Below are 26,694 nucleotides of genomic sequence, written 5' to 3' on the forward strand. Positions count from 1 at the left end.
GTGACAGACGTCATCGCTCTGTGAGCGCCACTCCCCCGCACTCAACGAAGAGGCGGCGGCAACGTCTGCGCGTGTCCGGAAATCACTCCACCGATTTACAAAGGACGCGCACATGACGACCCCGGCCAGGCCGGCTAACCGCCACCACAAGCGCCCGCGAGGCGAAGGTCAGTGGGCTCTCGGTTACCGCGAACCGCTCAACAAGAACGAAGAGCTCAAGAAGAACGACGACGGGCTCAACGTCCGCCAGCGCATCATCGACATCTACTCCAAGCAGGGCTTCGACTCCATCGACCCGGCAGACCTGCGGGGCCGGATGCGCTGGTACGGGATCTACACCCAGCGCAGGCCCGGGATCGACGGCGGCAAGACCGCGATCCTGGAGCCGGAGGAGCTCGACGACCGCTACTTCATGATGCGGGTCCGGATCGACGGCGGCAGGCTCAGCCTGGCGCAGCTGCGCACCATCGCCGACATCGCCAACCTCTACGGCCGGGGCACCGCGGACGTCACCGACCGGCAGAACATCCAGCTCCACTGGATCGAGATCGAGTCCGTCCCCGACATCTGGGAGCGCCTGGAAGCCGTCGGCCTGTCCACGACCGAGGCCTGTGGCGACACCCCGCGCGCCTTCCTGGGCTGCCCGCTGGCCGGGATCGACACCGAGGAGGTCCTGGACGGCACCCCGACGGTCCTGGAGATCCGCGACAAGTACATCGGCGACCCCGCCTACTCCAACCTGCCCCGCAAGTTCAAGACCGCGGTGAGCGGCTGCCCGGCGCACTGCACGGTGCACGAGATCAACGACGTGGCCTTCGTCGGCGTGGTCAACGACAAGGGTGAGGCGGGCTACGACCTGTGGGTCGGCGGCGGCCTGTCGACCAACCCGATGCTGGCCAAGCGCCTGGGCGTCTTCGTCACCCCCGAGCAGGCCAGCGCGGTCTGGGCCGGCGTGATCGGCATCTTCCGTGACTACGGCTACCGTCGCCTGCGGCACAGGGCGCGGCTGAAGTTCCTGGTCAGCGACTGGGGCACGGAGAAGTTCCGGCAGGTCCTGGAGACCGAGTACCTCGGCCACGCGCTTCCCGACGGCCCCGCGCCCGAGCCGCCCCGCAACGGGCGCAGGGACCACGTGGGCGTCTTCCCGCAGAAGGACGGCAACTTCTACGTCGGCTTCGCCCCCAAGGTCGGCCGTCTCAGCGGTGACACGCTGCACCTGATCGCCGACATCGCCGAGCGGCACGGCTCGGGCCGGGTGCACACCACGGCCGAGCAGAAGATGGTCATCCTCGACGTCGCCCCCGACCAGGTCGACAGCATCGTGGCCGAGCTGGAGGCGAACGACCTGCGGGTCAACCCCTCCACCTTCCGCCGCCAGACCATGGCGTGCACGGGCATCGAGTTCTGCAAGCTGGCGATCGTCGAGACCAAGGGCGCGGGCGCCAACCTGATCGACGAGCTCGAAAGGCGCCTTCCCGACTTCAAGCAGCCGCTGACGATCAATCTCAACGGCTGCCCGAACTCCTGCGCGCGCGTCCAGGTCGCCGACATCGGCCTCAAGGGCCAGCTCGTCGTCAACGACGAGGGCGAGCAGGTCGAGGGCTACCAGATCCACCTGGGCGGCTCGCTGGGCGTCAGCTCGGGCTTCGGCCGCAAGGTCCGCGGCCTGAAGACGACGGCCACGGAGCTTCCCGACTACGTCGAGCGCGTGGTGCGCAACTTCGACAAGCAGCGAAACGAGGGCGAGACCTTCTCCGAGTGGGTCCAGCGGGCCGACGAGGCGGACCTCAAGTGACCGGCCTGCCGTACGGGGAGGGCCAAAGATGAGCGAGCGGGCCGTCCCCTTCCACTGCCCCTACTGCGGCGAAGAGGACCTCGAACCCTACGAGGGCGACGGCGGCTGGTACTGCCGTTCGTGCGCCCGCGCCTTCAAGCTGAAGTTTCTCGGAATCGGAGTGCGGTCATGAGCCTGGTGGACATCGAAGTCGGATTACGGCAGCAGCGCGGCACGCTGGACCTGCAGGACATCGTCGAGTCGGCGGCCCGTTTCCTTGAGGACGCCTCCGCGCTTGAGATCATCCGCTGGGCGGCGGCCACCTTCGGCGACCGGCTGTGCCTCACCTCCTCCATGAGTGACGCCCTGCTGATCGACCTGGTGAGCCGGGTCAAGCCCGGGATCGACGTGCTGTTCATCGACACCGGTTACCACTTCGCCGAGACGATCGGCACCCGTGACGCGGTGCGGCAGGTCTACGACGTGAACGTGATCGACGTCAAGCCGTCCAGAACGGTGGCCGAGCAGGAGCGCGACCTCGGTCCCCGCCTGTTCGGGCGCAATCCCGACCTGTGCTGCTACCTGCGCAAGGTCGAGCCGCTCAACCGCGCCCTTGAGCCGTACCTCGCCTGGATCTCCGGCATCCGCCGTGACGAGGCCAGCACCCGCGCCGGGGTCAAGGTCGTCGAGTGGGACGCCAAGCGCCAGATGGTGAAGATCAACCCGATCGCCCGCTGGACGCAGGAGGACGTCGACAACTACATGGCCGACAACGGCGTGCTGATCAACCCGCTGCACTACGACAACTACCCCTCGATCGGCTGCGCGCCCTGCACCCGTCAGGTGGCGCCCGGCGAGGACCCGCGCAGCGGCCGCTGGGCGGGGATGGGCAAGACGGAATGCGGGCTGCATCTATGACGTCCGTGACGTGGCGCCCGCGTGGCGTGACGTCGGCACCGCCCCTGATCGCGGTGGCGCACGGGTCCCGCGACCCGCGCGCCGCCGCGACGGTCGAGGAACTTCTCGACCTCGTACGGCGCGCCCGTCCCGAGATCCCGGTGCGCACCGCCTACCTCGACCACGCCCCGCCGACGCTCGCCATGGCGCTCTCGGGGCTGGGCGAGGCGGCGGTGCTGCCGCTGCTGCTCACCGAGGCCTACCACAGCCGGGTCGACATCCCCGGCGCGCTGGCCGAGGCCACGGCCCGTAACCCCAGGCTGCGTGTGCACAGGGGCGCGACGCTCGGCCCGCACCCGCTGCTGGTCACCGCCCTTGAGCGGCGTCTGGCCGAGGCGGGGGTCGAGGCGGGGGACCCCTCGACCGCGGTCGTGCTGGTCTCGGCCGGGTCGAGCAGCCGCAGCGCCAACGCGACGGTCGCCGGGGTGGCCGCCCAGTGGGGACGGCGCCGGGGCTGGTGGTCGGTGACCGCAGCCTACGCCACGGCCGCGGAGCCGACGCCGCAGGAGGAGGTCCTACGGCTGCTGCGCGCGGGGGCCCCTCGGGTGGTCGTGGCCCCCTACCTGCTGGCCCCCGGCCACTTCGCCGACAAGATCCGCCGTGACACGACGGCCGTGGGCGCCGAGGTCGTCGCGGACGTCCTCGGCGCCGCCCCCGAGCTGGCCACCGTGTTAATCGAACGTTACGAGCAGGCCCTGGGCGGGCTGGAGCGCTCAGCCACCGCCTGACCCCGTTCCACCGGTGGTGGGATGGACGGGGGTGATGGTGATCGTGATGGTGACGGAGGGCGAAGGCGAGGGCTTGGGAGGGCTGGGAGTGACGGTCACGGTCATCGTGGGCTCAGGGGTGTTCCCGTCCACGAAGGTGCAGTCGGGTCCGTTCTCGCAGGGTTCGATCCACGTGTCGGTGACCCTGAACCGCATGTCGGCCCGCCCCCCGTCCGCGAGGTCGAGCACCCGGCGCGCGTCCTCCCCGGTGACGAGTGTCCTGCCCAGCCGGGCGACGGAACCCGCCGGGAGCACGGCGACCTCGAAGCGCGAGCCCCGTCGCACGGTCAGGTTGACGCCGTCTCTGAACTTCTTGTCGGTGCCGGGCAGCCATTCGGCGCATGACAGGGCGTTGCGGTAGACGCCGTCCTCCCAGTAGAGCAGTTCCGCCCCGCGCGGGCAGGAGATCATCGCCGTCGCGTTGCCCCGGTCCGTCTTTCTGGGGATGTCGAAGGCGACGCGCTCGCCCATCTTGGTGAACCGCTTGTCGAGGACGACCTTGCTTCTGGAGGCGACGCCGTAGCCGGGTGAGGAGGCCGCGGACATGACGCCGTTCCAGGTGTCGTCCGTGCTCTCCGGGGCCCCGGTGGCCGGCAGGATCAGGGTGGCGGCGACGGCGAGCCCCACCCCGGCGGCACCGCCGAGCAGGCCGATCCTGCGCCGTCTGATCCCGCGGACGCGCTCGTGGACCCGGGCGACGGTGACGCCGCCCCCGGCGCCCTCCCACCGCTCGGCGTCCTGTCGCAGCAGGTCGCGCAGCTCGGATTCGATGTTCGTCATGTCAGCTCCCCGAGGGTGGCCGCGGCCCTGGCCGCGGGATCGACGCGCAGCTTGGCCAGCGCCCTGGCGGCCTGGCTGCGTACGGTGACCGCCGAGCAGCCGAGGATCTCGGCGATCTGCCCGTCCGGCAGGTCCGCGTAGTAACGCAGCACCAGCACCGCCCGCTGCTTGGCGGGCAGGGCGGCCAGTGCCGTACGGAGTTCCTCGCGGACGCCGAATCCGTCCGAGGGGTCCTCCAGGAGGTTCTCCGGCAGGCTCCCTGTCGGGATCTCTGACCGCCATCTCCTGCGCCACCAGCTCGCGTGGGTGTTGGCCAGGATCCGGTACACATACGGGTCGGGGTCGTCGCGCACCCTGCGCCAGGCGAGCCACGCCTTGGCCAGCGCCGTCTGCGTCAGGTCCTCCGCCTGCCCCCAGTCGCGGCAGAGCAGATAGGCGGTGCGCAGCAGACGGGCCGAGCGTTGCGCGACGTAGCCTTCGAAGTCGGCCCGGTCTCGCATCCGATGGTCCTCACTGATCGGTGATGTTCACCGATCACTACCGTCCGGACCCCCGGGAACGTTGCACGGCCGTACGGGACGGCAGAGGGAGGCTAGCGCCGGTCGTCGCGGCGGTCGGAGCCGTGCCGGCCGTGTGAGCCGGGACCGTGCTGTTCCCCCGTGAGCTCTCCGCGCATTTCCCGCCACTGCTCCCGCCAGGCGGCCCACTGCTTCTTCAGGGGCTTGGTCCTGGAGTCGCCGATCACCTTGAGTTCGCCCATGAGCACGTACGCCTTGACCCGGATCAGCGGCGCGTTCACGCCGGGCGGCGCCTCGTTGACCTTGACCTTCTTCTCCCCCATGATCGCGATGCCGTCCAGCTCGACGTCCACGCCGTCCGGCACGATGATCTTCACCTCGCCCATGACCGCGGTGACGACGATGTCGACCACGTCGGTGCGAACCTCGGCCTCGCGCAGGTCGAGGACGACCCCGCCCATCACGGCGACCGCGCCGAGCCCCTGGTCGATGCGCCACTTGCCGCGGCGCTTCGACTCGCTCATCACCGCGACGAACCACTTCCGCGCCCTTCCCGGGGGCCGCCCCTGCGGCTCGTAGGCGGGGGCGGGAGCCGGGGCTGAGCGTCCTGTGCCGGGCAGGTCCGAGGTGATGACGGCCAGCTCGGCCTGGGTGACGGCGGTGTAGGCCGCCTCGGTGCGCTCGGTCAGCTCCCCGAGCGTCAGCCGCCCCTCGACGGAGGCGACACGCAGCCACTCGACGGTGGCCTCCCGCTCGGCGTCCGAGATTCGCATCGCACCGGGATCGCTCATAACTCACAACATATCGCGAGTTGTCCGGTCAACAGCTCCTCCCTGAGGAGGACATGACCGCCCCTGAGGAGGGCGGGAACAGGTTAGGGTCCCCTCATGTACGAAGAACTTCTTGAGGCGGTCGCCCGCGGTGACGTCGAGCGCGTCGAGCGCCTGCTCCGGGACGGCCTCGGCGCCGACCCCGAGGCGGCCGGGCACAGCACGGCGCTGTACGCCGCCGCCGCGGGTGGCAGGACGGCGATCGTCGAGGCGTTGCTGGCGCACGGGGCCGACCCGGGCAGGATCAGCGGCGGCGAGGAGGAGGGCCTGCCCCTGTGCGCGGCCGCCGCCCTGGGCCGTGTCGAGACCGTGGAGGCGCTGCTCCGCGCCGGGGCCGACCCCTCGGCCAGGGAGGAGGACGGCTGGACCGCGCTGCTCTGGGCCGCCTCGAACGGCCGGGAGGAGGCCCTCACGGCGCTGCTGGACGCCGGGGCCGACCCGGAGGAGGCCAACGAGAGCGGCGAGACCGCGCTCACCCTGGCCGCCAGGCGCGGGGCGCTCGGCGCGACGCGGGTGCTCCTGGAGCGCGGGGCCGAGGCCGACAGGCCCGACGGCGAGGGCGACGCCCCGCTGGCCATCGCCTACGACTGGCTGGGCACCCAGCTGGAGAGCGCGCTGCTCGAACAGCTCACCGAGCAGGTCCCCGAGGACTCCCAGTTCGTCGTCGGCCGCAGCCGGGCCTCCGACGGCACCGACCTGGTGACCGTCGCCGCCGTGAGCCAGGACGGGGAACGGCTGGCCGAGCTGCGCTGCCAGCGCGGCCACGCGGCCGTCGCGACCCTCCTGGAGGAGGCGACCGGTCAGCTTCCCGGCGTCGAGACGCTGGTCGAGCGGGCGCTGCCGTACCGGGACGTCGACGAGGAGGCGGAGACCTGGTGGACGATCGCGGGCGCGCTGAGCAAGCGCGCGGACGAGGAGACGTTCGAGGCCGCGGCGCGGTTGTGCGTCAGTGAGGACCCGCGCAGGCGGGAGTTCGGCGTCGACGTGCTCGCCGAGTTCGGCTTCACCGACGACGAGCGGCCCTTCCTCGACCGGACCCTGCCGATCCTGCGGCGGATGGCGGCCACCGAGGGCGACGAGCGGGTGCTGCGCTCGGTGCTCGGCGCGCTCGGCCACCACGCCGACCCCCGCTCCCTGCCCGAGGTGCTGGAGATCGTCACCGCCCCGGGCTGGACCCGCACCCAGGCCGACCCGGCCGCGCTGGCCGCCGTGCTGCCGCCCGGCCACGCCGAGGGGCTCGCGCTGCTCATCTCGATGAGCGAGGACCCCGACGAGGAGGTGCGCGAGTGGGCGACCATGGGCCTGGCCGGGCTGTCCGAGGACGGCGAGCCGATCCGTGACGCGCTGGCGGCGCGACTCGGCGACGAGGAGCTGGGCACGGTGGCCGAGGCGACGCGCGGCCTGCTGGTGCGCGGCGACCCGCGGGCCAAGCAGGGGGTCGAGCGGGTCCTCGCCGAGAGCGACGAGGACGACGACTACCTGCGCGACCTGGTCAAGGAGGCCTGACTGGATGACCCACGACGTCTTCAACCAGGTTCCGCCGCTCGTCGGGCACGACGTGTCCGACGACGCCGCCCTCCTGGCCGGCGTCGAGCGTGAGGGGGCGGGCTGGGCCACTGGGGAGGTGCGGGCGCTGGGCGTGCTCGCGGGCTCAGCGCGGGCCGCCGAGTGGGGGCGCCTGGCCAACGAGCATCCGCCGGTCCTGCGCACCCACGACGCCCGTGGCCACCGGATCGACGAGGTCGAGTTCCATCCCGCCTGGCACGAGCTGATGGCCGTCGCGGTCGGCGAGGGGCTGCACGCCGCGCCCTGGGCCGATGCCAGGCCCGGCGCGCACGTGGCCCGCGCGGCCGGGTTCTACCTCTGGAGCCAGGTCGAGGCGGGGCACGGCTGCCCGATCTCGATGACCTACGCCTCGGTCGCCGCGCTGCGTCACGCCCCCGCCCTCGCCGCCGAATGGGAGCCGCTGCTGACGTCCAGGAGCTACGACTTCGGGCTCCGGCCGCCGCTGGGCAAGCGCGGGGTGCTCGCCGGGATGGCGATGACCGAGAAGCAGGGCGGCTCAGACGTTCGTGCGGGCACCACGAGGGCCGAGCCCCTCGCCGGCGGCGGCTACGCGCTGACCGGCCACAAGTGGTTCAACTCCGCCCCGATGTGCGACGCGTTCCTGGTGCTCGCCCAGGCGCCGGGAGGCCTGTCGTGCTTCCTGCTGCCCCGCGTCCTGCCGGACGGCACCCGCAACGCCATGCGCCTGGTGCGGTTGAAGGACAAGCTGGGCAACCGGTCGAACGCCAGCGCCGAGGTGGAGTACGAGGGGGCGTTCGCCTGGCCGGTCGGTGAGGAGGGCCGGGGCGTGCGGACCATCCTGGAGATGGTGAACATGACCCGGCTCGACTGCGTGATCGGCTCGGCCGCCGGGATGAGGTACGGCGCGGTCAGGGCCGTCCACCACGCCACGCACCGCGCCGCCTTCGGCAGGAGGCTGGCCGACCAGCCGCTGATGCGCAACGTCCTGGCCGATCTCGTCCTGGAGTCGGAGGCGGCGACCACGTTGATGACCCGGCTCGCCGGGGCCACCGACCGGGCCGTCGCCGGGGACCGGTCCGAGGCGGCGCTGCGCCGTACCGCGCTGGCGGTCGCGAAGTACTGGGTGTGCAAGCGCGCCCCCGCCCACGCGGCCGAGGCGATGGAGTGCCTGGGCGGCAACGGCTACGTCGAGGACTCCCAGATGCCCAGGCTGCTGCGCGAGTCACCGCTCAACGGCATCTGGGAGGGCTCGGGAAACGTCGCGGCGCTGGACGTGCTGCGTGCTCTGGGGCGTGAGCCGGAGGCCGTCGAGGCGTTCCTCGCGGAGGTCGCGCTCGCCAGGGGGGCCGACCGGCGTCTCGACGCGGCGGTCGTACGGCTGCGTGCCCTGCTGGGCGCGCTCGGCGATCTCGCCGCCGCCGAGGCGAACGCCCGCCGGATCGCCGAGGACATGGCCCTGGTCCTGCAGGGTTCCCTGCTCGTACGGCTGGCGCCCGCGGCCGTCGCCGACGCCTTCTGCGCCTCCCGGCTGGCCGGTGAGGGGGGCCGTGCCTTCGGCACCCTGCCGCCCGGCCTCGACCTGGAGGCCGTGATCGGCCGGGCCGTCATCTGACCCATCCCTGGCGTCTCTGGTGGTAGGCGGCGACGGCCGCCGCGCTCTGGACGTCGTCGGCGAGCAGTCTGGTCAGCCGGTCGAGCCGGTTGGCGGCGCACAGCGCGTAGCTCTCCGCCCACCACTCGGCCGGGCAGTCGCGGTAGCGGTCGAGAACCAGCAGGGGGCGGCAGAAGCGCATGATCCGGCGCCACTCAGGGGTCTGGTCCATCTCGTCCATCTGGCACAGGGCGTGACCGATCATGTGGTGGACCAGCGAGCCCGACGAGTGCGCCCCTCCGGTGACGACGATCGTGCGCCCCATGTGGATGCCCGCCGACTCCGCGGCGACCCGCGCGTCGCAGGAGTCGTCCGGCTCCGGTGGCTCGGGCAGCAGGTCGGCGCCGAGCCAGATCCCGTCGAGGTCCTCGGACAGCCGGGTCGCCAGGTGGACCGGCAAGCTCGCCAGTTCGTCGATCGCGGCGACGAGCTCCCTGCGCGGTGTCCCCGTCCAACGCCGGTGGATCACCCGTTCCAGCACGCCGCAGTCCCGGCTGCCGTCCCTCGGCAGCGGATCGCGGTGGCCCGTGCGGGCCGGTCCGGGGGTCCTCATCCGAAGCGCTCCGTCCTGACAAAGAATTGCTCTCCGGTGGTAAACGTCCGTCGCAGCGGAGTTCATTACGAGCGGCGGCCGGATATTCATTGATCCGCGAGGGCGCGAGAGCGGCCCCTCCCCGGCGGACGCGTCGTTTCCGGCCCGTCCCCGCCCTCGGAAGACGGCCGGTTTCACCCCCACCAAAAGGATCGAACATGACGACCAGCCTGAAAGCCCTGGGAGCGGTGTGCGGCGCGCTTTCCTGCCTGCTCACCGGTCCCCCGGCCACGCCGGTGCCGCCCTCCGTCGAACGTCCCTCCCCGTGCCAGGCCGACGTCGCGCGGGCGGTGGCCGAACAGCTCGCGAAGGCACCCGACGGGCGTTTCGTCCCGCCGGACACGGTCTCCTACGACGACGGCGCCGAGGTGATCACCTTCCGGCCCCCGTCGTGCGGCCCGGCCAGGCGTGGCGCCGAGCACGACTGCGACGAGGACGGCGTTCCCGGCAACGCGGTCTGCCTCTACGACCGCAGGGCCTACGAGGGATCACGGCAGGCCATCAAGGTGCCGGGCACGAGGAGGATCGACGGGATCGGCCTCTTCATGTCCCTCAGGAACGACCGCCCCTTCGTCTTCCTCGTCAAGAGGAACCGGGACGAGGAGGGGACCTGTTTCCCCGGCGGGTCGGGATACGGCAATCTCCGGGGTGTCGCCGACCGGCGCTGGGTCAACGCCCATCCCAGCCTGCGTGAGTGCCCCGGCCGATGAGAGGGCGACGGCGCCGTACGGTTTGGGCGGGATCGCACCGTACGGCGCCGCCGCCGGTCATGAGGTCAGGCCGGGACCGGCGACCCACCGGGCGGTGAGGTAGGTCCGGTACTCCTCGACGGCCGGGCGCGGTTCCCCCGGGCCTCTGAGCCTGATCAGCTCGGTCGCCAGCAGCCCCCCGGTCGCCGAGCTGACGACGAACACCCCGAGCAGCGGCCCGTCCTCGAACCCGAAGGCCCGCCCTGGCCTGCCGTTGCGGTCCCTGACCTGCCCGATGTCCCGCAGGTCGTCCTGGGCGGCGAGCGTCCGCCACAGAGCCGCGCGGAGGTCGGGCTCGACCACGTCGTGAGAGTGCAGGTCCTCGACGGCCCTGACCAGGCGGTGCGTGCGCGTCATGCCCGCCTGCGGCTCCCCGTCGAGCAGCTGGTCGCGCAGCTCCTCCTCGGAGCGCGACAGAGCGGCCGCCCTGGGGCCGAGGTCCGCCGCGGCGCCGGTCTCACCGTTCTCACCGCCCTCGGTGGCCGTCGCCTGGTCGGCCCCTGGCGTGATACCGGCCCAGCCGCCGCTCCCGAACGGCCTTCCGTGCCTGCGCGTCCTGTGGTAGGTGCCCCGATCGTCCTGCGGCGTCCAGCGGCTGACGACCCACGGTGTCATCCGCGAGGTCGTGCCGTCCCGGGTGACGCTGGTGGCCAGCAGCCACTCCTCGGTCTCGACGTAGCTCCACGGCCCCTCCTGTCTGCCCGGGCGGGAACCGGCGAGCCGGGCCAGGCCGAGCAGTCCTGCCGAGGCCCGGGGGAAGGACGACATCGGGAGCGGATGGCCGCGCAGCGGCTCGACCGCCGACAGGTGAACGATCCGTGCCAGGTCCGCGGTGATGGGCGGGCCGGTGCGCGAGGCGGCGGCGCCCGGCGGCGGGCCCTCCCCCGCCCCCTGCCGGTCTCCCGGCTGTCCCCGCTGCACGACCCTCGGCAGGACCGCCACCGCGACGGCGGTCGCCAGCAGGGCCACCACCAGGACCGACCCCCTGCCCCGCGCCCGCCGGGGGGTGCTCTCGCTCATGATCCGCCGTAGGACCTCCTCCTGCCCGTCGCCCATCCTCCGCCGCGCCTCGTGCGGGGGCACGGGGTTGCAGCGGACCATGAGCTCGCGGAACCGGTCTCGTCCCCGCGCCCTCACCGGCCTGCCTCCTCGCACCACAGGCACATGCCCCGCAGCAGGTCCGCCAGCCTCATGCGGGCCCGGCACAGCCGTACCCTGACCGCGTTCGGCGTCAGACCGAGAACCCCGCCGATCTCATCGATCGCGAGGTCCTCCCAGTAGTGCAGGCGGAGGACCTCTCCGTCCTTGGGGCGCAGGCGCGCCATGGCCGTCTCCATCGCGGTCCTGACCTCTTCCTCGTCGTGTGTCCCGTCACCGGACAGCTCCGGTGGCAGCTGTCTCAGCAGCGCCATGAGGCGCTGTCTGCGCCCCTCTCCGCGGGTGGCGTTGCGCACGTGCCCCCAGGCGACGCGGTACAGCCAGGCGACGACGGCGCGGTCGTCGTCCCTGGGAATCCTGTTCCTCTTGCGCCAGGCCGTCTGGAAGGTGCACGAGGCGACGTCGTCGGCCCCGGTGAAGCCGACCCGGCGCGCCGCGTAGGCCCAGACGGGCTCGTAGAAGGCGCGGAACATCTCCTCGAACCACTTCTCCTCGTCCTCCGGCACGGTCGCCCCTTCCCCACCTGGCGTCATGTTTCTTACGTCCACCACCAAGGGATCGATTACAGATTCCATTCGTAAAGTAACGCCGGGTAATCGAATCGCCTCGGGAACGGGGGCGACGGACGGCTCCGGGGACAAGCCTCGTGATCTCGGCGAGTAGGGTCGTTCCTGGTTAACGCTTCGTGATCGAAAGGACATCGCCATGGCGACGACACGTACCGCGACGACCCAGTGGAAGGGCTCGCTCCTCGACGGATCGGGCACCGTCTCGCTGGACTCGTCCAAGGTGGGCACCTTCGACGTGTCCTGGCCCTCCAGGGCCGAGCAGGCCAACGGCAAGACCTCGCCCGAGGAGCTCATCGCGGCGGCGCACTCCTCCTGCTTCTCGATGGCCCTGTCCCACGGCCTGGCCCAGGCGGGCACCCCGCCGCAGTCCCTGGAGACCAAGGCCGAGGTGACCTTCCAGCCGGGCGAGGGCATCACGGGGATCGTCATCTCCGTCCGCGGCCAGGTCGAGGGCCTGTCCGCGGAGGAGTTCCAGAAGGCCGCCGAGACGGCCAAGGCCAACTGCCCGGTGAGCAAGGCCCTCTCCGGCACCACGATCAGCCTCAACGCCGAACTGGTCGGCTGATCGAGCGTGTCTTCCGGCCGCGCCCGCCTCAGCGGCGCGGCCGGGAGACCTGCGTCCCATCCCCGCGAGGCGGGAAAAGCGCAGGTTAAAGCCTTGCGGCCAGGCGTTCCACCCGGTGACCCCGGGCGCGTACACTCAGGCGACCCCCATTCAGCCGGGCGGGCCGTCCCTCTTTCACGGCCACCGTCCGGCCGAGACCGCCGAGACCGTCAGAGGAAAGTCCGCACACCTTGTGAGCTCCCGCCCCCTCGTTTCGTGTCCCCCGGACCAGGGTGAGGAAGGCGACGGCACCTGTGCGCACGAGGGCTAGCTGAGGGAGATTGAGGGCCGAATGCGCGAGATCTGGCCGGGAGAGCCTTACCCCCTGGGCGGCACGTGGGACGGCGCGGGCACCGGCTTCTCGGTGTTCTCCGAGGTCGCCGAACGCGTCGAGTTGTGCCTGTTCGACGACGACGGCCGTGAGGAGCGCGTCGACCTGCCCGAGGTGGATGGTTTCGTCTGGCACGGCTACTTCCCCGGGGTCGCCCCCGGCCAGCGGTACGGCTACCGCGTGCACGGCCCCCACGACCCCTCGCGCGGCCACCGCTGCAACCCCGCCAAGCTGCTGCTTGACCCCTACGCCAAGGCGGTCGAGGGCGAACTGAGGTGGAACGAGTCGCTGTTCTCCTACCCCTTCACCGACCCGGCCAGCAGGAACGACGACGACAGCGCCCCCTTCATGCCGAAGAACGTGGTGGTCAACCCGTTCTTCGACTGGGGGAACGACCGGCCGCCGCGCACGCCGTACCACCAGACCGTGATCTACGAGGCGCATGTGCGGGGGCTCACCATGCGCCACCCCGCGGTGCCGCCCGAGCAGCGCGGCACCTACGCGGGGCTGGCGCACCCGGCGGTCATCGACCACCTGCTGGCCCTGGGCGTCACCGCGGTCGAGCTGATGCCGGTGCACCAGTTCGTGCCCGAGCACGCGATGGTCGCCCGCGGGCTGACGAACTACTGGGGCTACAACACGATCGCCTACCTGGCCCCGCACGCCGCCTATTCGAGCTCGGGGCAGCGCGGCGAGCAGGTGCTGGAGTTCAAGGCGATGGTGCGGGCGCTGCACGACGCCGGGATCGAGGTCATCCTCGACGTGGTCTACAACCACACGGCCGAGGGCGACCACATGGGGCCGACGCTGGGTTTTCGCGGCATCGACAACGCGGCCTACTACCGGCTGCACGACGGAGACCGGCGCTACTACCTCGACTACACCGGCTGCGGCAACTCCCTCAACGTCCGCTCCCCGCACGCGCTGCAGCTCATCATGGACTCGCTGCGCTACTGGGTCCTGGAGATGCACGTGGACGGCTTCCGGTTCGACCTGGCCTCCGCCCTGGCCCGGGAGCTGCACGACGTGGACCGGCTGAGCGCCTTCTTCGACCTGATCCAGCAGGACCCGGTCATCTCCCAGGCGAAGCTGATCGCCGAGCCGTGGGACGTGGGGCCCGGCGGCTACCAGGTCGGCAACTTCCCGCCGCTGTGGACCGAGTGGAACGGCAAGTACCGCGACAGCGTGCGCGACTTCTGGCGCGGCAACGGCTCGGCGCTGCCTGAGCTGGCCTCGCGGCTGACCGGTTCGGCCGACCTGTACGCCACCTCGGGGCGCCGTCCCGTCGCCTCCATCAACTTCGTCACCTGCCACGACGGGTTCCCCCTCACCGACCTGGTCTCCTACGACCGTAAGCACAACGAGGCCAACGGGGAGGACAACCGGGACGGCACCGACGACAACCGCTCGTGGAACTGCGGCGCCGAGGGTCCGGTCGACGACCCGGAGATCACCTCCCTGCGCCGCCGTCAGCGCCGCAACCTGCTGACCACCCTGTTCGTCTCGCAGGGCGTGCCGATGTTGCTGGCCGGCGACGAGTTCGGCAGGAGCCAGGGCGGCAACAACAACGCCTACTGCCAGGACAACGAGATCTCCTGGATCGACTGGTCCCCGGCCGGGACCGACAAGGAGCTGCTGGACTTCGTCAGGGGGCTGTCCGAGCTGCGGCGCGAGCACCCCGTCTTCCGGCGGCGCCGGTTCTTCCACGGCCGCAAGGCCGAGGACGGCACCCGCGACATCGTCTGGCTGACCCCCTCGGGCGAGGAGATGTCGGCCGCCGACTGGCACACCGGCTACGCCAAGTCGCTGGCGGTCTTCCTGAACGGCGCGGCCATCACCGAACCCGGCCCGCGTGGCGAGCCGATCGTGGACGACTCGTTCCTGCTGCTGATCAACGGCCACCACGAGGACCTGACCTTCACCGTCCCCGGCGCCAGGTACGGCGCGCGCTGGCTGTCCGTGCTGGACACCGCGCGGGAGGGCGGCGACGAGGCCGCCCACGAGGGGCCCTGGCCCGCCGACGCCCACGTCCCGGTGACCTCCCGCTCGATCAGGATCCTGCGCTGCCGACGCCCCTGACGGCGCCTCGCTAGGGCCTGGTCAGCAGGATGAGGACGAAGGTGGTCAGCCCGGCGAGAAGGTGCAGCAGGATCGTGAGGACCGGCGGGCGCTGGCCGGCGCCGCGCGCGTGACGGCCGCCGCCGAGCCAGCGGGTGGACATGGTGAAGCCGAGCAGGGCCGTCAGCGCGAGCGCCCCGAACGCCAGCCAGGCCAGCACCCGGCGGTCGGTGACCAGGTAGGCGCCCCAGCAGCTCAGGGCCGACATGGCGAGCATCGGGTGGGCGAAGAGCAGCGCGGCGGGGAAGCGGGTGACCTTCGCCGCCTGGCTGCGTGGCCCGCCGTGGAGCAGCCACAGCCGCAACAGGCGGACGCCGAACATCGCGGTGATCAACCACGTCACGATCGCGGCCAGCCCCACACTGCCTCCCCGTCTCTTTTGCCGCATCATGTAACGCCACTCGCCCCGATTTCACCGGAAGTGTCGAATCCGTTACCGAACGTTCTCACGGGAGGGCCGTACGGTCTCCTGTGCCAAGGTAGGAGGATGCGTCTCATCCACCCGGCCGCCTCCGACGAGGTCGATCTCGCCCGGCTCTACGCCTACCCCCGCGAACGGTGCGTCCGGCTCAACATGGTGGCCAGCGCCGACGGGGCCGCCTGGCTCGACGGGCTGTCCGGCGGATTGTCGGGCCGTGGCGACCGGCGGATCTTCGGGGTGCTGCGCGGGCAGGCCGACGTCGTCCTGGCCGGCGCCACGACGGTCAGGGCCGAGGGGTACGGCCCCGCCAGGCCCCGGGAGTCGTGGCGTCACCTGCGTGCGGGGCGTCCTGCGGCGCCGCCGGTGGCCGTGCTCACCCGGCTGCTCGACCTGGACCTCGAAAGCCCGCTGTTCACCGAGGCCGAGCCGTACGCCAGGACGATCGTGGTCACCTGTGAGGCGGCTCCCGCGCGGCGGCGTGCGGAGACGGCCGAGGTGGCCGAGGTGATCGTGGCCGGTGGCGACCGGATCGACCTGGCCGCGGCGCTGGCCGAGCTGGCCTCACGCGGCCTGGGGCGGGTGCTGTGCGAGGGCGGCCCCAAGGTCAACGCCCAGCTCGCCGAGGCCGACCTGGTCGACGAGCTGTGCCTGACGGTGAGCCCGATGCTGACCGGCGGCCCCGCGGCGCGCATCCTCAACGGCCTTCCGGCGTCGGTCCGGCTGGACCTGGCCCACGTCCTGGAGGAGGACGGTTTCCTGTTCACCAGGTATGTCCGTCCTCTCCGGTAGAAAGGTCAGGCTAGCCCGACGAACAGACGACGAGGAGTGACATGAACCTGCCGCTGCGGCCCCCGGTCGCACCGATGCTGGCCAAGGCCGTCAAGTCCCTGCCGCCGCAGGACGGCACCATGCTCTACGAGCCGAAGTGGGACGGCTACCGGTGCGTCGTCTTCCGCGACGGCGACGAGGTCTACCTCGGCAGCCGCAACGAACGGCCGTTCACGCGCTACTTCCCCGAGCTGGTGGAGGCGGTGCGGGCGGAGCTGCCCGAGCGGGTGGTGGTGGACGGGGAGATCGTCATCCGCGGCGGCCAGGCGCTCGACTTCGAGGCCCTGCAGCAGCGCATCCACCCCGCGGCCTCCCGGGTGAGACTGCTGGCCGAGCAGACGCCCGCCTCGTTCGTCGCCTTCGACCTGCTTGCCCTCGGCGACGAGTCCCTCATGGAGGTCCCCTTCGCCGAGCGCAGGGCACGCCTTGAGTCAATCTTCGACGACGCGGGCCGGAGCATACGGCTGACACCGGTGACCACCTCGCAGGAGCGGGCGGCCGAGTGGTTCGAGACGTTCGAGGGCGCCGGGCTCGACGGCATCGTGGCCAAGCCCGGCGGCCTGCCGTACCAGCCGGACAAGAGGGCGATGTTCAAGGTCAGGCACGAGCGCACGGCGGACGCCGTGGTCGCGGGCTACCGCGAGCACAAGTCGGGGCCGGTGGTCGGCTCCCTGCTGCTCGGCCTCTACGACGCCGAGGGCGCCCTGAGGCACGTCGGCGTCGCGGCCTCCTTCCCGATGAAGCGCAGGGCGGAGCTGGTCGAGGAGCTGGCGCCGTACGTGAGCCAGGACGGTCACCCGTGGAGCGCCGAGTCCCTGCCCGGGGCGATCTCCAAGTGGAGCGCGACCAAGGACCTGTCGTTCGTGCCGCTGCGGCCCGAGCTGGTGATCGAGGTCGCCTACGACCACATGGAGGGCACGCGTTTCCGGCACACCGCCCACTTCCGCCGCTGGCGCCCCGACCGGACCCCGGAGTCGTGCACGTTCGAGCAGCTCGAACAGCCTGTCTCCTACGACCTGGACGACATCCTGGCCCGCTGAGGGGCCGGTGGATCAGTCTCGCGCCTTGCTCGGCTGCACCCGCTTCGGCTCGCCGGGCATCTTGGGGTAGTTGGGGGGATAGGGCAGGTCCTGCGCGCCGTCGCGTTCGTACCATTCGAGCAGTGGCTCGATCGAGAAGGCCTGGTCGTCGATCGCGGCGTGCACGTCGCCCAGCTTGGCGAAGCGGGCCGGAACCGTACGGATGTCGAAGTCGCGCGGGTCCGCGTCGGCCAGCTCCTCCCAGGTGAGCGGGGCCGAGACCGGGGCGTTCGGCCTGGCCCGCACCGAGTAGGCGGCGGCCAGGGTCCGGTCGCGGGCGTTCTGGTTGTAGTCGATGAAGATCCGCTCGCCCCGCTCCTCCTTCCACCAGGCGGTGGTGGCCAGGTGGGGCACCCGGCGCTCGACCTCGCGGGCGAGGGCGATGCCCGCGTGGCGCACCTGGACGAAGTCCCAGCGCGGCTCGATGCGCACGGCCACGTGGACGCCCCGGCCGCCCGAGGTCTTGGCGAAGCCGGTCACGCCGAGCTCCTGGAGGATGTCGCGGACCGTGAAGGCCACCTGCCGCGCCTGCGCGAAGCCCGTTCCCGGTTGCGGGTCGACGTCGACGCGCAGTTCGTCGGGGTGCTCGGTGTCACCGGAGCGCACCTGCCAGGGGTGGAAGTCGATGGTGCCCAGGTTGGCGCAGTAGGCCAGGGAGGCGACCTCGGTCACGCACAGCGCGTCGGCGGTGCGCCCGCTGGGGAAGCGGACCGTGGCCGTGCGCACCCAGTCGGGTCGCTTGACGGGCATCCGCTTCTGGTAGATCTCCTCCCCCTCGACCCCGTCCGGGTAGCGCCTGAGGTGGGTGGGACGGTCGCGGAGGGCGCGCAGCGCCCCCTCGCCCACGCTCACGTAGTACTCGACGAGCTCCCGCTTGGTCACCCCGATCTCGGGGAAGTAGACCTTGTCGGGATTGGTGACCTTGATCACCCTGTCTTCGACAGTGAGTTCGATGTACGGCGACGGCATACGTCCGACCGTACCCCTTGTGAGCCTTCAGGGGCCCGCTCCCACACGACGGGTCGTGGGGCGGGTCCGTCCCGGAGCCGCCGCGGCGGCGGGACCGCGTACTCGACGGGACGGACCACGTGACCGTCCGCCTGCTCTCCGGTCCGAGCGCTGGCGCGTCACCCGGCCGGCGGCGTTCTTCGGCCGTCCTGTTGATCCTCGGACGACCGGGCGGACGATCTCACCCTTCAGCAGGAAGGCGAAATACCCCCCACATCTCTAAAGACGCCAAAACCGGCATAAATGGATGCTTCGCCTCCAAGATTTTTTCCTCCCGGGTGTACGGCGGGAACCACCCGGGGACACCGCCGGGAGCGCATAGGCTTGAGGGATGGAAAAGGTGGTCAAGAGCGACGCCGAATGGCGCGTCCAGCTCTCTCCCGAGGAGTTCCACGTGCTCCGCCAAGCGGGCGCCGAGCGCCCCTTCACCGGTGAGTACGTCGACACCAAGACCGAGGGCGTCTACAGCTGCCGGGCCTGCGGGGCCGAGTTGTTCCGCTCGGACACCAAGTTCGACAGCCACTGCGGCTGGCCCAGCTTCTACGAGCCGTCGCAGTCGGAGGCGGTGACCCTGATCGAGGACCTCTCGCTGGGCATGGTCCGGGTCGAGGTCCGGTGCGCGACCTGCGACTCCCACCTCGGTCACGTCTTCCACGGCGAGGGCTACGGCACCCCGACCGACGACCGTTACTGCATCAACTCCGTGTCCCTGCGGCTCGAACCCGCCGAATAACCGGCGCCCGGCGCCCCGCGACGCGATCCCCCATGGGAGCGCGGGAGCCCGGCACGGCACGGCGCCATAACTCAAAGTACGCTACCGCCTCCGCAACGTGTTCTTGCTCAGGGAGCAACCGTGCATCTCCGGCACAGGTGGGAGATCGTCGAGACCATTGGCCGGGTGATCACCCAGCGCTGCAGGATCTGCGGCAGGACCAGGGTCCGGGTGAGATGACCCGTCGTCACTTCGGCTCGGGGTAGGTGAGGCGGCAGTCACGGTCCTTGGAGCCGATGATGTTCGCCAGGACGGGGTTGCCGTTCTCGCCGAACCTCGCCTGGACGAAGACCACCGGGTTCGGATCGCCGACCTCCCCGACGAGATAGTCACGACCCGTCTCGCAGAGCTTGAGGGCCTGCTTGGAGTTGCTCGCGGAGTCGGGAAGGTCGGTGTAGATGCGCAGGTAGCCGCCGACGATCCGGATGTCCTTCAGACGCTTGGTCGCCTTGTGCTCGACGAAGTAGGCCAGCGCCTGCTTGTCGGTGTGCTTGGACAGCCCCCCGGCCTTGGCCTCCTGCCCCTTCTTCGCCTTACGCGGCTTGTCGGCCGTGGCCTTCTCCGCGGCCTTCCCGGTGGCCTTCCCAGGGTCCTTCGCCGGGCCCTCCGTCTCGGCGGGCGCCGCCACGGGGGCGGTCACCAGCGCCCGCCCCATCTCCTGCTCCTGCGTGCGCGCGCCCGGCCGCAGCAGCGAGCCGCCGAGCACCAGCAGCGCCGCGACCAATGCGGCCGCCCCGACCAGCGCCCGGAGCGTCCCCGGGAGACGGGACCAGCTCCGGCTCCTCCTGCGGCGGTTCCCGCCCGTTTCCATCCTCGGCCTCACAGACGGCGTCGTTCTCCCCGGGCCTCCCCCGGGGGCGGTGTCATGGCGCCGCTACGGCAGCGCGGCGATCAGCTCTCCGGCCGGCTTGCGGACGCCCGTGTAGAAGGGGATCTCCTCCCGGGTGTGCAGCCGTGCCCGCGCGCCCCGCAGGGTGCGCATGAGGTCGACGATGCGGTGCAGTTCGTCGGCCTCGAAGGCGAGCATCCACTCGTAGTCGTTCAGCGCGAAACAGGCGACGGTGTTGGCCCTGACGTCGGGGTACTCCCGGGCCATCTTGCCGTGCTCGGCCAGCATCGCACGGCGCTCGGCGTCCTCCAGGAGGTACCACTCCAGGGAGCGGACGAACGGGTAGACGCAGACGTATCCGCGTGGCTCCTCCTCGGCGAGGAAGGCCGGGATGTGCGACTTGTTGAACTCGGCGGGCCGGTGCAGCGCCATGACCGACCAGACGGGCTCGGCCAGCCGCCCCAGCTCGGTGCGGCGGAACCTGGAGTAGGTCTCCTGCAGATCGTCGGCGGACGGCGCGTGCCACCAGAACATGAAGTCGGCGTCCGCGCGGAACCCGGCGACGTCGTACAGACCCCGGGTGACCACGTCCTTCTCCGCCACCTGGGCCAGGAGGTCCTCGACCTCGTCGGCCATGCCCTCGCGGTTGGCCGGGCAGCGCTCGCGCAGCCGGAAGACCGACCACATGGTGTAGCGGATCACCTGGTTCAGGTCGCGTGCCTTCGGCCGCGGGTTCCCGTCCGTCGTCCTCACCCCTTCGTCAGCGAATCAGCTTTCCCATGCCATTGTCCCGCCGGATCCAGGTGGTCCAGAATCCGGGCCGCCGCGGTACGGGCGGTCGCGACGCAGGCGGGGACGCCGAGGCCGTCGTAGGCGGCGCCGCACACGGCCAGGCCGGGCTGCGAGGCGACGGCCGCGCGGATGCGGGCCACCCGGTCGAGGTGGCCGACGTCGTACTGCGGCAGGGAGCCGCCCCAGCGGGTCACCCTGGAGTCGCGGGGCAGCCCGCGCGCCCCGGCGACCTCGGCCATCTCCTCCACCGCCAGGGCGACCAGATCGGCGTCGTCGCGCTGGAGCAGCGCCTCCTCGCCCAGGCGGCCGACGGAGCAGCGCAGCATGACCAGATCGGGGTCTGCCTCGGCCAGGTGCGGCCACTTGACCGAGCTGAACGTGGCGGCCTTGACCGCGCGCCGCTCGACGGGCGGGACCAGGTAACCGCTGCCGGTCGGCGGTACGGGGAAGGCCGCCCTGGGGTAGGCGAGCGTGACGACGGCCATGCTGGCGTACTCGATCCTGGCCAGCTCGGCCGCGGCCCCGGGCACCTCGGCCGCGAGCAGGCGACCGGCCGCCGGAGCGGGCACCGCGACGACCACGGCGTCCGCCTCGATCACCTCGGGCTCGGGCACCGGCCCCGCGACGAGACGCCAGCCGCTCTCGGTACGGCGCAGCTCCCTGACCGTGACACCGGTCCTGATCTCCGCGCCGGAGGCCTCGGCGACGGCCGCGGGCAGGGAGCCCATGCCCCGGTGCAGCGTGGTGAAGACCGGCCCTTCCTTCCGCGCCCCGGTGACGATCTCGCGGGCGGCGGTGAGCAGTGACCGCTCCGACCTGGCCGCCGCGGCGATCCCGGGCATCGTCGCCTCAAGCGACAGGCGCTCGGCCCGGCCCGCGTAGACGCCGCCGAGCATCGGCTCGACCAGCCGCTCGACGACCTCCTCGCCCATCCTGGCCCTGATGTAGGAGGCGACGGAGACGTCGGTCGTGACGAGGGTGGCGGGCAGGACGCGATCCAGTGGGACACGCGCGAGACCGGCGGGGCTCAGCACCCCCGACCTGACCAGCGCGGCCAGGTCCGAGGGGACGCCCATGACCTGCCCCGCGGGCATGGCGCGCAGCGCGCCCCTGCTGAGGATGGCCGCCTGGGTCGTCGCGGGGTCGCGTAGCTCCCCGCCGAGGCCGACGTCCTCGGCCAGGGCCCTGCCCTCGGGGCGCCGCGCGAGCATGGCCTCCGCCCCGGCGTCCACCTGGACACCCGCGACCTCGGAGGCGAACAGCTTGCCGCCGATCCGCCGGGCGCCGTCGAGCACGGTCACCCGGACGCCCTCACCGCCCTGCCTGAGGTACCACGCGGCCGCCAGACCCGCGATCCCCCCGCCGACGACCACCACATGGCACCGGTTGCCTTCCATGACTCCTGACCGTACCTCCCGCCATGGCCGCCCGCGTGTCTCCCCCCGCCCCGTGGCGGGCCGTACCGGAACGTGATGCCATCGTGATCCCCCCGGCAAAACCACGCCGCCGCCGGGGCCGTCTCCAGGGGCATGAGAAAACTCGCGTACGGCGTGTGCGTGACGGCCATCGCGCTGTCCCTGTCCTCCTGCGCCGGACAGAGCATGCGATCGATCCCGGACTCGGGTGGCTCCGCCGAGAACCAGGCCGCACCGGCGATGGCCGAGTCGTCCCCCCGGCCGAGGAAAGAGGCCGCACCCAAGCGGGACGAACAGGTGAAGCTGGTCGCGCAGGATCGGGTGATCATCTACACGGCCGAGCTGACCGTCCGCGCCAAGGACGTCGTCGCCGCGGCCGACACGGCGCGGCGGATCGTCACCACGGCGGGCGGCTACCTGTCCACGGAGAAGTCGGACACCGGCTACGGTGACCGCGCCTCGACCAGCCTGACCTTCAAGGTCCCGCCCTCGGCCTACCCGGGGGTACTGCAGCGCCTGGGCGGGGAGCTGGGCAGACGGGAGTCCCTGCAGCAGAACACCGAGGACGTCACCGAGCAGGTCGCCGACGTGGAGAGCCGGCTGCGGTCGTCGCAGGCCGCGCTCGACTCGCTGCGCTCCCTCATGAAGAAGGCCAAGACGATCGGTGAGGTGCTGGACGTCGAGCGGGAGGTCTCGGCACGCGAGGCCGACCTCGAATCCCTCCAGGCCCGGCAGAAGACGCTCGCCTCGCAGACGAGCATGGCGACGCTGACGCTGAACCTGATCGGTCCTGAGGTCACCGTCGAGGAGCCGGAGGAGGAGTCCCCCGGTTTCCTCGGCGGTCTGCGCTCCGGCTGGCGGTCCCTCGTCTCGGCCGTCGGGATCGGCCTCGTCGTGCTGGGCGCGCTGCTGCCCTGGCTGGCCGTACTGGGCCTGGTCGGGCTGGCCGTGGTCCTCCTGCGGCGCCTGTTCAGGGGCGGGTCCGCGCCCGCCGCACCGGATCGGGAGCCGGTCGAGCCCGCCGAGCCCGCCGGGGTCTCCGGGCCGGCTGAGACCGAGGAGACCTGACGGCCTCAGCGGGTCGAGGCCTCGTGGACGAAGTCCGTCAGGCGGGCGAGCTGGTCGGGATCGGTCGAGGGCAGCACGCCGTGGCCGAGGTTGAAGACGTGCCCCTCGGCCTTGGCGCCGCGCGCCAGGATGTCGGCGGCCCTGCGTTCGACGACCTCCCACGGGGCCAGCAGGATCGCCGGGTCGAGGTTGCCCTGCAGCGCCCTGCCCGGCCCGACGCGCCTGGCGGCCTCGTCGAGCGGGACCCGCCAGTCGACGCCGACCACGTCCGCCCCGGCCTCGCCGAGCAGCCCGAGCAGCTCGCCGGTGCCGACGCCGAAGTGGATGCGCGGGATGCCCAGGTCGGCCAGTTCCTCGAAGATCCGGGTGGTGTAGGGCATGACGAACTCGCGGTAGTCGTCGGGCGCCACGGCGCCGACCCAGGAGTCGAAGAGCTGTACGGCCGAGGCCCCGGCGTCCGCCTGGACGCGCAGGAAGCCGACGGTGATGCCGGTCAGCCGCTCCATCAGGGCGTGCCACAGGTCGGGCCTGCCGTACATCATGGCCTTGGTGTGGTCGTGGTTCTTGGAGGGGCCGCCCTCGATGAGGTACGAGGCCAGGGTGAACGGCGCGCCCGCGAAGCCGATGAGAGGGGTCGAGCCCAGCTCGGCGGTCAGGGCGCCGACGGCCTCGGTGACGTAGGAGACGTCTCCGGGTTCGAGCGGGCGGAGCCTGCCGATCCCCGCGGCGTCCCTGATCGGCTCCGCGACGACCGGGCCGACGCCGGGCTTGATGTCGAGGTCGATCCCGATCGCCTTGAGCGGCACCACGATGTCACTGAAGAAGATCGCCGCGTCGACGCCGTAGCGGCGCACGGGTTGCATGGTGATCTCCACGATCAGATCCGGGGTCGCGCAGGCGGTGAGCATGGGCACCTCACCGCGCACCGCCCGGTACTCGGGCAGCGAACGACCGGCCTGCCGCATGAACCACACGGGAGTGCGGGAGACGGGCTGGCGGCGGCATGCGCGCAGGAACGGAGAGTCGGCGAGCTCGGGAGTCACCCCACCAGGGTGCCATGCCGGTGACGCGGTCCGTTCTTCACGGCTGCTGAGCGTCGTTCTGGGTATGAAATCACCGGTTATTAAATGAGATCACACCTAACAACACCCAGACAGCTTCAAGTCATGATGACGATAGGGTTCTACCCGTTTCGAGCGCTTCGTCCGCCGCCCCACCGGCTGGAATCCTGGAGCGGAGCGCCCCGGGAGGCTCCGGGCCGCGCGAAGCGATCATGTTTCCGGGTACAGTTCCTCCCATTGACGAACCTGGCCCAGCCCTCGGCTGAGCCAAATGTTCGCCAAGTCACCGCGCGGCATCATTCCGGCACCACTTTCGGGACACGCCGAGCACGTTGCGCGGAAATGTCGGCGCGACGTGCCAACGTCGGACCACGACCCGACGAAAGGCCTGTGCGATGTCCACGATGTGGAGTTCACCTGAGCACCGCGGTGAGCACTGCGCTTCCTGTGCCGACGAGCGGGTGTCCGGGCAGCCCCCCCATGCCTTCCCCCACTACGCGGACGTGCCCGCCCCCCACCGGGCGGCGGCAGTGGCTTGATCGGTCCCGATGGCTCCTACACACACCCCAGTGGTCCCCATGCGTTCAGTTCCGACCTACGCTTCCGGTATGACCGCCGGTGACGCGCCGCCCGCTCCCGCCGCCTTCACGCGCGCGGCAGCCAGCATGCGCCCCACCGAGGTCAGACCGGAGATCGAGCTGGAGGACATCCCGGCGCCACAGCGCCTCGCCCCCTACTCGGCCGCCATCGGCGCGTCGGTCTACCGCGACGACGACGAACTCGCGGTCGGCCGTCTCATCATGCTCTTCGACCCGGACGGCCAGCGCGGCTGGGACGGCCAGTTCCGGCTGGTCGCCTACGTCCGGGCCGACATGGAGCCCGAGATCACCGAGGATCCGTTGCTCGGCCCCGTCGCGTGGAGCTGGCTCACCGAGTCACTCGACGCGCACGGCGTCGCCTACGCCGCCGCCGGAGGCACCGTCACCAAGGCGGTTTCCGAGGGCTTCGGCAACAAGGACGGAGATCCGGTGACCACGGAACTGGAGCTGCGCGCCTCCTGGTCTCCGCTGGAGGAGGACCTCTCCGGCCATGTCGCCGCCTGGTGCGATCTGATGTGCCTGGCGGCCGGTATACCACCCCTGCCACCCGACGTGGCGAGCCTGCCGCCACGCCGTCGCGAAGATCCGGAGTCCTTCCGAACGTGACCGACGAGACAACCATCGTTCCGCTGCTGGAGCCGCGAGAGGGAATCCCACCCGTCATCGAGGACGAAGCCGACCTCGCACGTGTCGTGCGCGCCTTCGCCGAGGGCACCGGGCCGGTCGCCGTCGACGCCGAACGCGCCTCGGGATACCGCTACAGCGGACGTGCGTATCTGGTACAGCTGCGCCGCGCCGGTGCGGGCAGCGCGCTGATCGACCCGACCCACTGCCCCGACCTGTCCGGGCTCGACGAGGCGCTCGCCGACGCCGAGATCGTGCTGCACGCCGCCTCCCAGGACCTGCCGTGCCTGGCCGAGCTGAACTTCCATCCCCGGGAGCTGTTCGACACCGAGCTGGCCGGGCGGCTGCTCGGCTACGAACGGGTCGGCCTGGGGATGATGGTGGAGAACGTCCTCGGCCTGAGGCTGGAGAAGGGTCACTCGGCCGCCGACTGGTCGACCCGGCCGCTGCCCGAGGACTGGCTGCGTTACGCGGCGCTCGACGTCGAGGTCCTGGTCGAGTTGCGTGACGTCCTCTACCAGGAACTCGACGCCAGCGGGAAGCTGTCCTGGGCCCAGGAGGAGTTCTCCGCGGTGCTGGCGCACAAGTCCCCCGCGCCCCGCTCCGACCCGTGGCGGCGCACCTCGGGCATCCACAAGGTCCGCTCGCTGCGCGGGCTCGCCGTGGTCAGGGAGCTGTGGACGCTCCGCGACCGGCTGGCCAGGGACTCCGACCTCGCACCCGGCCGGGTCCTGCCCGACGCGGCGATCGTCACCGCGGCCCTGGAACAGCCCCGCACCACCAAGGCGCTCACCGAGATCCCCCCGTTCACCGGCCGTAGCGCCCGCAGGCACCTGCGTGACTGGCTGGCCGCGATCGGCAGGGCGCGCGCGCTGCCCGAGGCTCAGCTCCCGCAGCCGAGCGCGCCGGGTGACGGACCGCCGCCCGCCAACCGGTGGATGGACCGTGACCCGGCCGCCGCGCGACGCCTGGCCGCCGCGCGGACCGTGGTGGCCGCGCTCGCCGACGAGCACCACATGCCGACGGAGAACCTCGTCCAGCCGGACGCCGTCCGCCGCCTGACCTGGGAGCCGCCGGCCGTCATCGACGACGAGACCGTCGCGGCCCGGCTGCGTGAGCTGGGCGCGCGGGAGTGGCAGATCGGGCTGACCGCCCACCCGATGGCCAAGGCGCTGCGCCGCCTTGAGACCAAGGGCGAGGCCTGATCCAGGCCGTTCGCACGGCTGTGCCCCTCGGGGCCGTTTTCGGCTGAGGCCGTCACGGCCCGAGGGGC

Annotated in this window: 27 protein-coding genes; 15 read left to right on the forward strand and 12 right to left on the reverse strand. The window is 71.6% G+C overall.

Annotated elements, in window-relative coordinates; all coding sequences use genetic code 11:
* The first annotated feature begins 112 nt into the window (after nt 1–112).
* From ACIBVQ_RS20465 to ACIBVQ_RS20480, 4 genes are read left to right on the forward strand one after another with little or no spacing between them, the layout of a single operon-like run.
* Complete coding sequence (locus ACIBVQ_RS20465) at nt 113–1,795, forward strand: nitrite/sulfite reductase (RefSeq protein WP_399179149.1); 1,683 nt, start codon at nt 113–115, stop codon at nt 1,793–1,795.
* 28 nt (nt 1,796–1,823) lie between these two features.
* The gene (locus tag ACIBVQ_RS20470) at nt 1,824–1,967 is read left to right on the forward strand and encodes an Insertion element protein (protein WP_184616917.1); all 144 of its coding nucleotides are present in this window, start codon (nt 1,824–1,826) and stop codon (nt 1,965–1,967) included.
* Complete coding sequence (locus tag ACIBVQ_RS20475; protein WP_352011325.1) at nt 1,964–2,692, forward strand: phosphoadenylyl-sulfate reductase; 729 nt, start codon at nt 1,964–1,966, stop codon at nt 2,690–2,692. Before ACIBVQ_RS20470 ends, ACIBVQ_RS20475 begins: the two co-directional genes overlap by 4 nt.
* Nucleotides 2,689–3,459 carry a sirohydrochlorin chelatase gene (locus ACIBVQ_RS20480; RefSeq protein WP_352011324.1) on the forward strand — a complete coding sequence of 257 codons (771 nt, stop codon included), beginning with the start codon at nt 2,689–2,691 and terminating at the stop codon, nt 3,457–3,459. The genes ACIBVQ_RS20475 and ACIBVQ_RS20480 overlap by 4 nt, the downstream gene beginning before the upstream one ends.
* On the opposite strand, the gene ACIBVQ_RS20485 is transcribed toward ACIBVQ_RS20480, so the two are convergent.
* From ACIBVQ_RS20485 to ACIBVQ_RS20495, 3 genes are all read right to left on the reverse strand, one after another.
* Nucleotides 3,445–4,278, reverse strand: coding sequence for a hypothetical protein (locus tag ACIBVQ_RS20485; protein WP_399179152.1), 834 nt, complete (start codon nt 4,276–4,278; stop codon nt 3,445–3,447). The two genes, ACIBVQ_RS20480 and ACIBVQ_RS20485, sit on opposite strands and share 15 nt — an antisense overlap.
* Nucleotides 4,275–4,778 carry a SigE family RNA polymerase sigma factor gene (locus ACIBVQ_RS20490; RefSeq protein WP_399179154.1) on the reverse strand — a complete coding sequence of 168 codons (504 nt, stop codon included), beginning with the start codon at nt 4,776–4,778 and terminating at the stop codon, nt 4,275–4,277. Before ACIBVQ_RS20490 ends, ACIBVQ_RS20485 begins: the two co-directional genes overlap by 4 nt.
* 92 nt (nt 4,779–4,870) lie before the next feature.
* Nucleotides 4,871–5,587: a DUF1707 domain-containing protein gene (locus tag ACIBVQ_RS20495; RefSeq protein ID WP_386190539.1), complete on the reverse strand. Its 717-nt coding sequence runs from the start codon at nt 5,585–5,587 to the stop codon at nt 4,871–4,873.
* A gap of 96 nt (nt 5,588–5,683) precedes the next feature.
* Here ACIBVQ_RS20495 and ACIBVQ_RS20500 point away from each other — a divergent pair, with 96 nt between their 5' ends.
* A complete protein-coding gene (locus ACIBVQ_RS20500) occupies nt 5,684–7,132 on the forward strand; it encodes an ankyrin repeat domain-containing protein (RefSeq protein WP_399179156.1) in 1,449 nt (482 codons plus the stop codon).
* 4 nt (nt 7,133–7,136) lie between these two features.
* Nucleotides 7,137–8,765: an isovaleryl-CoA dehydrogenase gene (locus ACIBVQ_RS20505; protein ID WP_399179158.1), complete on the forward strand. Its 1,629-nt coding sequence runs from the start codon at nt 7,137–7,139 to the stop codon at nt 8,763–8,765.
* On the opposite strand, the gene ACIBVQ_RS20510 is transcribed toward ACIBVQ_RS20505, so the two are convergent.
* On the reverse strand, nt 8,758–9,357 hold the full coding sequence (locus ACIBVQ_RS20510) for a hypothetical protein (RefSeq protein ID WP_352011318.1): 600 nt from the start codon (nt 9,355–9,357) through the stop codon (nt 8,758–8,760). The two genes, ACIBVQ_RS20505 and ACIBVQ_RS20510, sit on opposite strands and share 8 nt — an antisense overlap.
* A 197-nt stretch (nt 9,358–9,554) precedes the next feature.
* Between ACIBVQ_RS20510 and ACIBVQ_RS20515 the strand changes: the two genes are divergently transcribed.
* Entirely contained in the window at nt 9,555–10,106 is a 552-nt protein-coding gene (locus tag ACIBVQ_RS20515; protein WP_352011317.1) for a hypothetical protein, read from the forward strand.
* A gap of 57 nt (nt 10,107–10,163) precedes the next feature.
* Here the strand turns inward: ACIBVQ_RS20515 and ACIBVQ_RS20520 are convergent, their stop codons facing one another.
* Together ACIBVQ_RS20520 and ACIBVQ_RS20525 are read right to left on the reverse strand one after the other, a co-directional pair.
* On the reverse strand, nt 10,164–11,282 hold the full coding sequence (locus ACIBVQ_RS20520; RefSeq protein WP_399179160.1) for a hypothetical protein: 1,119 nt from the start codon (nt 11,280–11,282) through the stop codon (nt 10,164–10,166).
* Nucleotides 11,279–11,809: a sigma-70 family RNA polymerase sigma factor gene (locus ACIBVQ_RS20525; RefSeq protein ID WP_362775535.1), complete on the reverse strand. Its 531-nt coding sequence runs from the start codon at nt 11,807–11,809 to the stop codon at nt 11,279–11,281. Before ACIBVQ_RS20525 ends, ACIBVQ_RS20520 begins: the two co-directional genes overlap by 4 nt.
* A 199-nt stretch (nt 11,810–12,008) precedes the next feature.
* Here ACIBVQ_RS20525 and ACIBVQ_RS20530 point away from each other — a divergent pair, with 199 nt between their 5' ends.
* Both ACIBVQ_RS20530 and glgX read left to right on the forward strand, forming a co-directional pair.
* Nucleotides 12,009–12,437: an OsmC family protein gene (locus tag ACIBVQ_RS20530; RefSeq protein ID WP_352011314.1), complete on the forward strand. Its 429-nt coding sequence runs from the start codon at nt 12,009–12,011 to the stop codon at nt 12,435–12,437.
* Nucleotides 12,438–12,768: 331 nt separating this feature from the next.
* A complete protein-coding gene (gene glgX, locus ACIBVQ_RS20535; protein ID WP_352011313.1) occupies nt 12,769–14,886 on the forward strand; it encodes a glycogen debranching protein GlgX in 2,118 nt (705 codons plus the stop codon).
* Between the two features lie 10 nt (nt 14,887–14,896).
* Here the strand turns inward: glgX and ACIBVQ_RS20540 are convergent, their stop codons facing one another.
* Nucleotides 14,897–15,286 (reverse strand): hypothetical protein, encoded by a 390-nt coding sequence (locus ACIBVQ_RS20540; RefSeq protein ID WP_352011312.1) that lies wholly within the window; start codon nt 15,284–15,286, stop codon nt 14,897–14,899.
* Nucleotides 15,287–15,412: 126 nt separating this feature from the next.
* Here ACIBVQ_RS20540 and ACIBVQ_RS20545 point away from each other — a divergent pair, with 126 nt between their 5' ends.
* On the forward strand, nt 15,413–16,135 hold the full coding sequence (locus ACIBVQ_RS20545) for a dihydrofolate reductase family protein (protein ID WP_352011311.1): 723 nt from the start codon (nt 15,413–15,415) through the stop codon (nt 16,133–16,135).
* A 41-nt stretch (nt 16,136–16,176) separates the two neighbouring features.
* The gene (locus ACIBVQ_RS20550) at nt 16,177–17,214 is read left to right on the forward strand and encodes an ATP-dependent DNA ligase (protein ID WP_399179163.1); all 1,038 of its coding nucleotides are present in this window, start codon (nt 16,177–16,179) and stop codon (nt 17,212–17,214) included.
* 12 nt (nt 17,215–17,226) lie between these two features.
* Here the strand turns inward: ACIBVQ_RS20550 and ligD are convergent, their stop codons facing one another.
* The gene (gene ligD / locus ACIBVQ_RS20555) at nt 17,227–18,222 is read right to left on the reverse strand and encodes a non-homologous end-joining DNA ligase (RefSeq protein ID WP_352011309.1); all 996 of its coding nucleotides are present in this window, start codon (nt 18,220–18,222) and stop codon (nt 17,227–17,229) included.
* A 370-nt stretch (nt 18,223–18,592) separates the two neighbouring features.
* Between ligD and msrB the strand changes: the two genes are divergently transcribed.
* Entirely contained in the window at nt 18,593–18,994 is a 402-nt protein-coding gene (gene msrB / locus ACIBVQ_RS20560; protein ID WP_399179166.1) for a peptide-methionine (R)-S-oxide reductase MsrB, read from the forward strand.
* A 226-nt stretch (nt 18,995–19,220) separates the two neighbouring features.
* Here the strand turns inward: msrB and ACIBVQ_RS20565 are convergent, their stop codons facing one another.
* The 3 genes from ACIBVQ_RS20565 to hemG all read right to left on the reverse strand — a co-directional run bounded on the left by ACIBVQ_RS20565 (nt 19,221) and on the right by hemG (nt 22,051).
* Nucleotides 19,221–19,844 carry a hypothetical protein gene (locus tag ACIBVQ_RS20565; RefSeq protein WP_399179168.1) on the reverse strand — a complete coding sequence of 208 codons (624 nt, stop codon included), beginning with the start codon at nt 19,842–19,844 and terminating at the stop codon, nt 19,221–19,223.
* A 63-nt stretch (nt 19,845–19,907) separates the two neighbouring features.
* Nucleotides 19,908–20,549, reverse strand: coding sequence for a hydrogen peroxide-dependent heme synthase (gene hemQ / locus ACIBVQ_RS20570; RefSeq protein WP_386190635.1), 642 nt, complete (start codon nt 20,547–20,549; stop codon nt 19,908–19,910).
* A 62-nt stretch (nt 20,550–20,611) separates the two neighbouring features.
* A complete protein-coding gene (gene hemG, locus ACIBVQ_RS20575) occupies nt 20,612–22,051 on the reverse strand; it encodes a protoporphyrinogen oxidase (protein WP_362775528.1) in 1,440 nt (479 codons plus the stop codon).
* Nucleotides 22,052–22,183: 132 nt separating this feature from the next.
* Here hemG and ACIBVQ_RS20580 point away from each other — a divergent pair, with 132 nt between their 5' ends.
* The gene (locus tag ACIBVQ_RS20580) at nt 22,184–23,137 is read left to right on the forward strand and encodes a DUF4349 domain-containing protein (RefSeq protein ID WP_399179170.1); all 954 of its coding nucleotides are present in this window, start codon (nt 22,184–22,186) and stop codon (nt 23,135–23,137) included.
* A 5-nt stretch (nt 23,138–23,142) separates the two neighbouring features.
* Here ACIBVQ_RS20580 and hemE read toward each other — a convergent pair whose 3' ends face one another.
* Complete coding sequence (hemE, locus tag ACIBVQ_RS20585) at nt 23,143–24,180, reverse strand: uroporphyrinogen decarboxylase (protein ID WP_399179172.1); 1,038 nt, start codon at nt 24,178–24,180, stop codon at nt 23,143–23,145.
* Between the two features lie 626 nt (nt 24,181–24,806).
* Between hemE and ACIBVQ_RS20590 the strand changes: the two genes are divergently transcribed.
* Nucleotides 24,807–25,403, forward strand: a complete 597-nt coding sequence (locus tag ACIBVQ_RS20590) for a DUF3000 domain-containing protein (RefSeq protein ID WP_352011302.1) — start codon at nt 24,807–24,809, stop codon at nt 25,401–25,403.
* The gene (locus ACIBVQ_RS20595; RefSeq protein WP_362911602.1) at nt 25,400–26,626 is read left to right on the forward strand and encodes a ribonuclease D; all 1,227 of its coding nucleotides are present in this window, start codon (nt 25,400–25,402) and stop codon (nt 26,624–26,626) included. The genes ACIBVQ_RS20590 and ACIBVQ_RS20595 overlap by 4 nt, the downstream gene beginning before the upstream one ends.
* Nucleotides 26,627–26,694 lie beyond the last annotated feature (68 nt).

The sequence above is a fragment of the Streptosporangium sp. NPDC049376 genome (assembly GCF_044466505.1).
In the GTDB taxonomy this organism is placed as follows: domain Bacteria; phylum Actinomycetota; class Actinomycetes; order Streptosporangiales; family Streptosporangiaceae; genus Streptosporangium.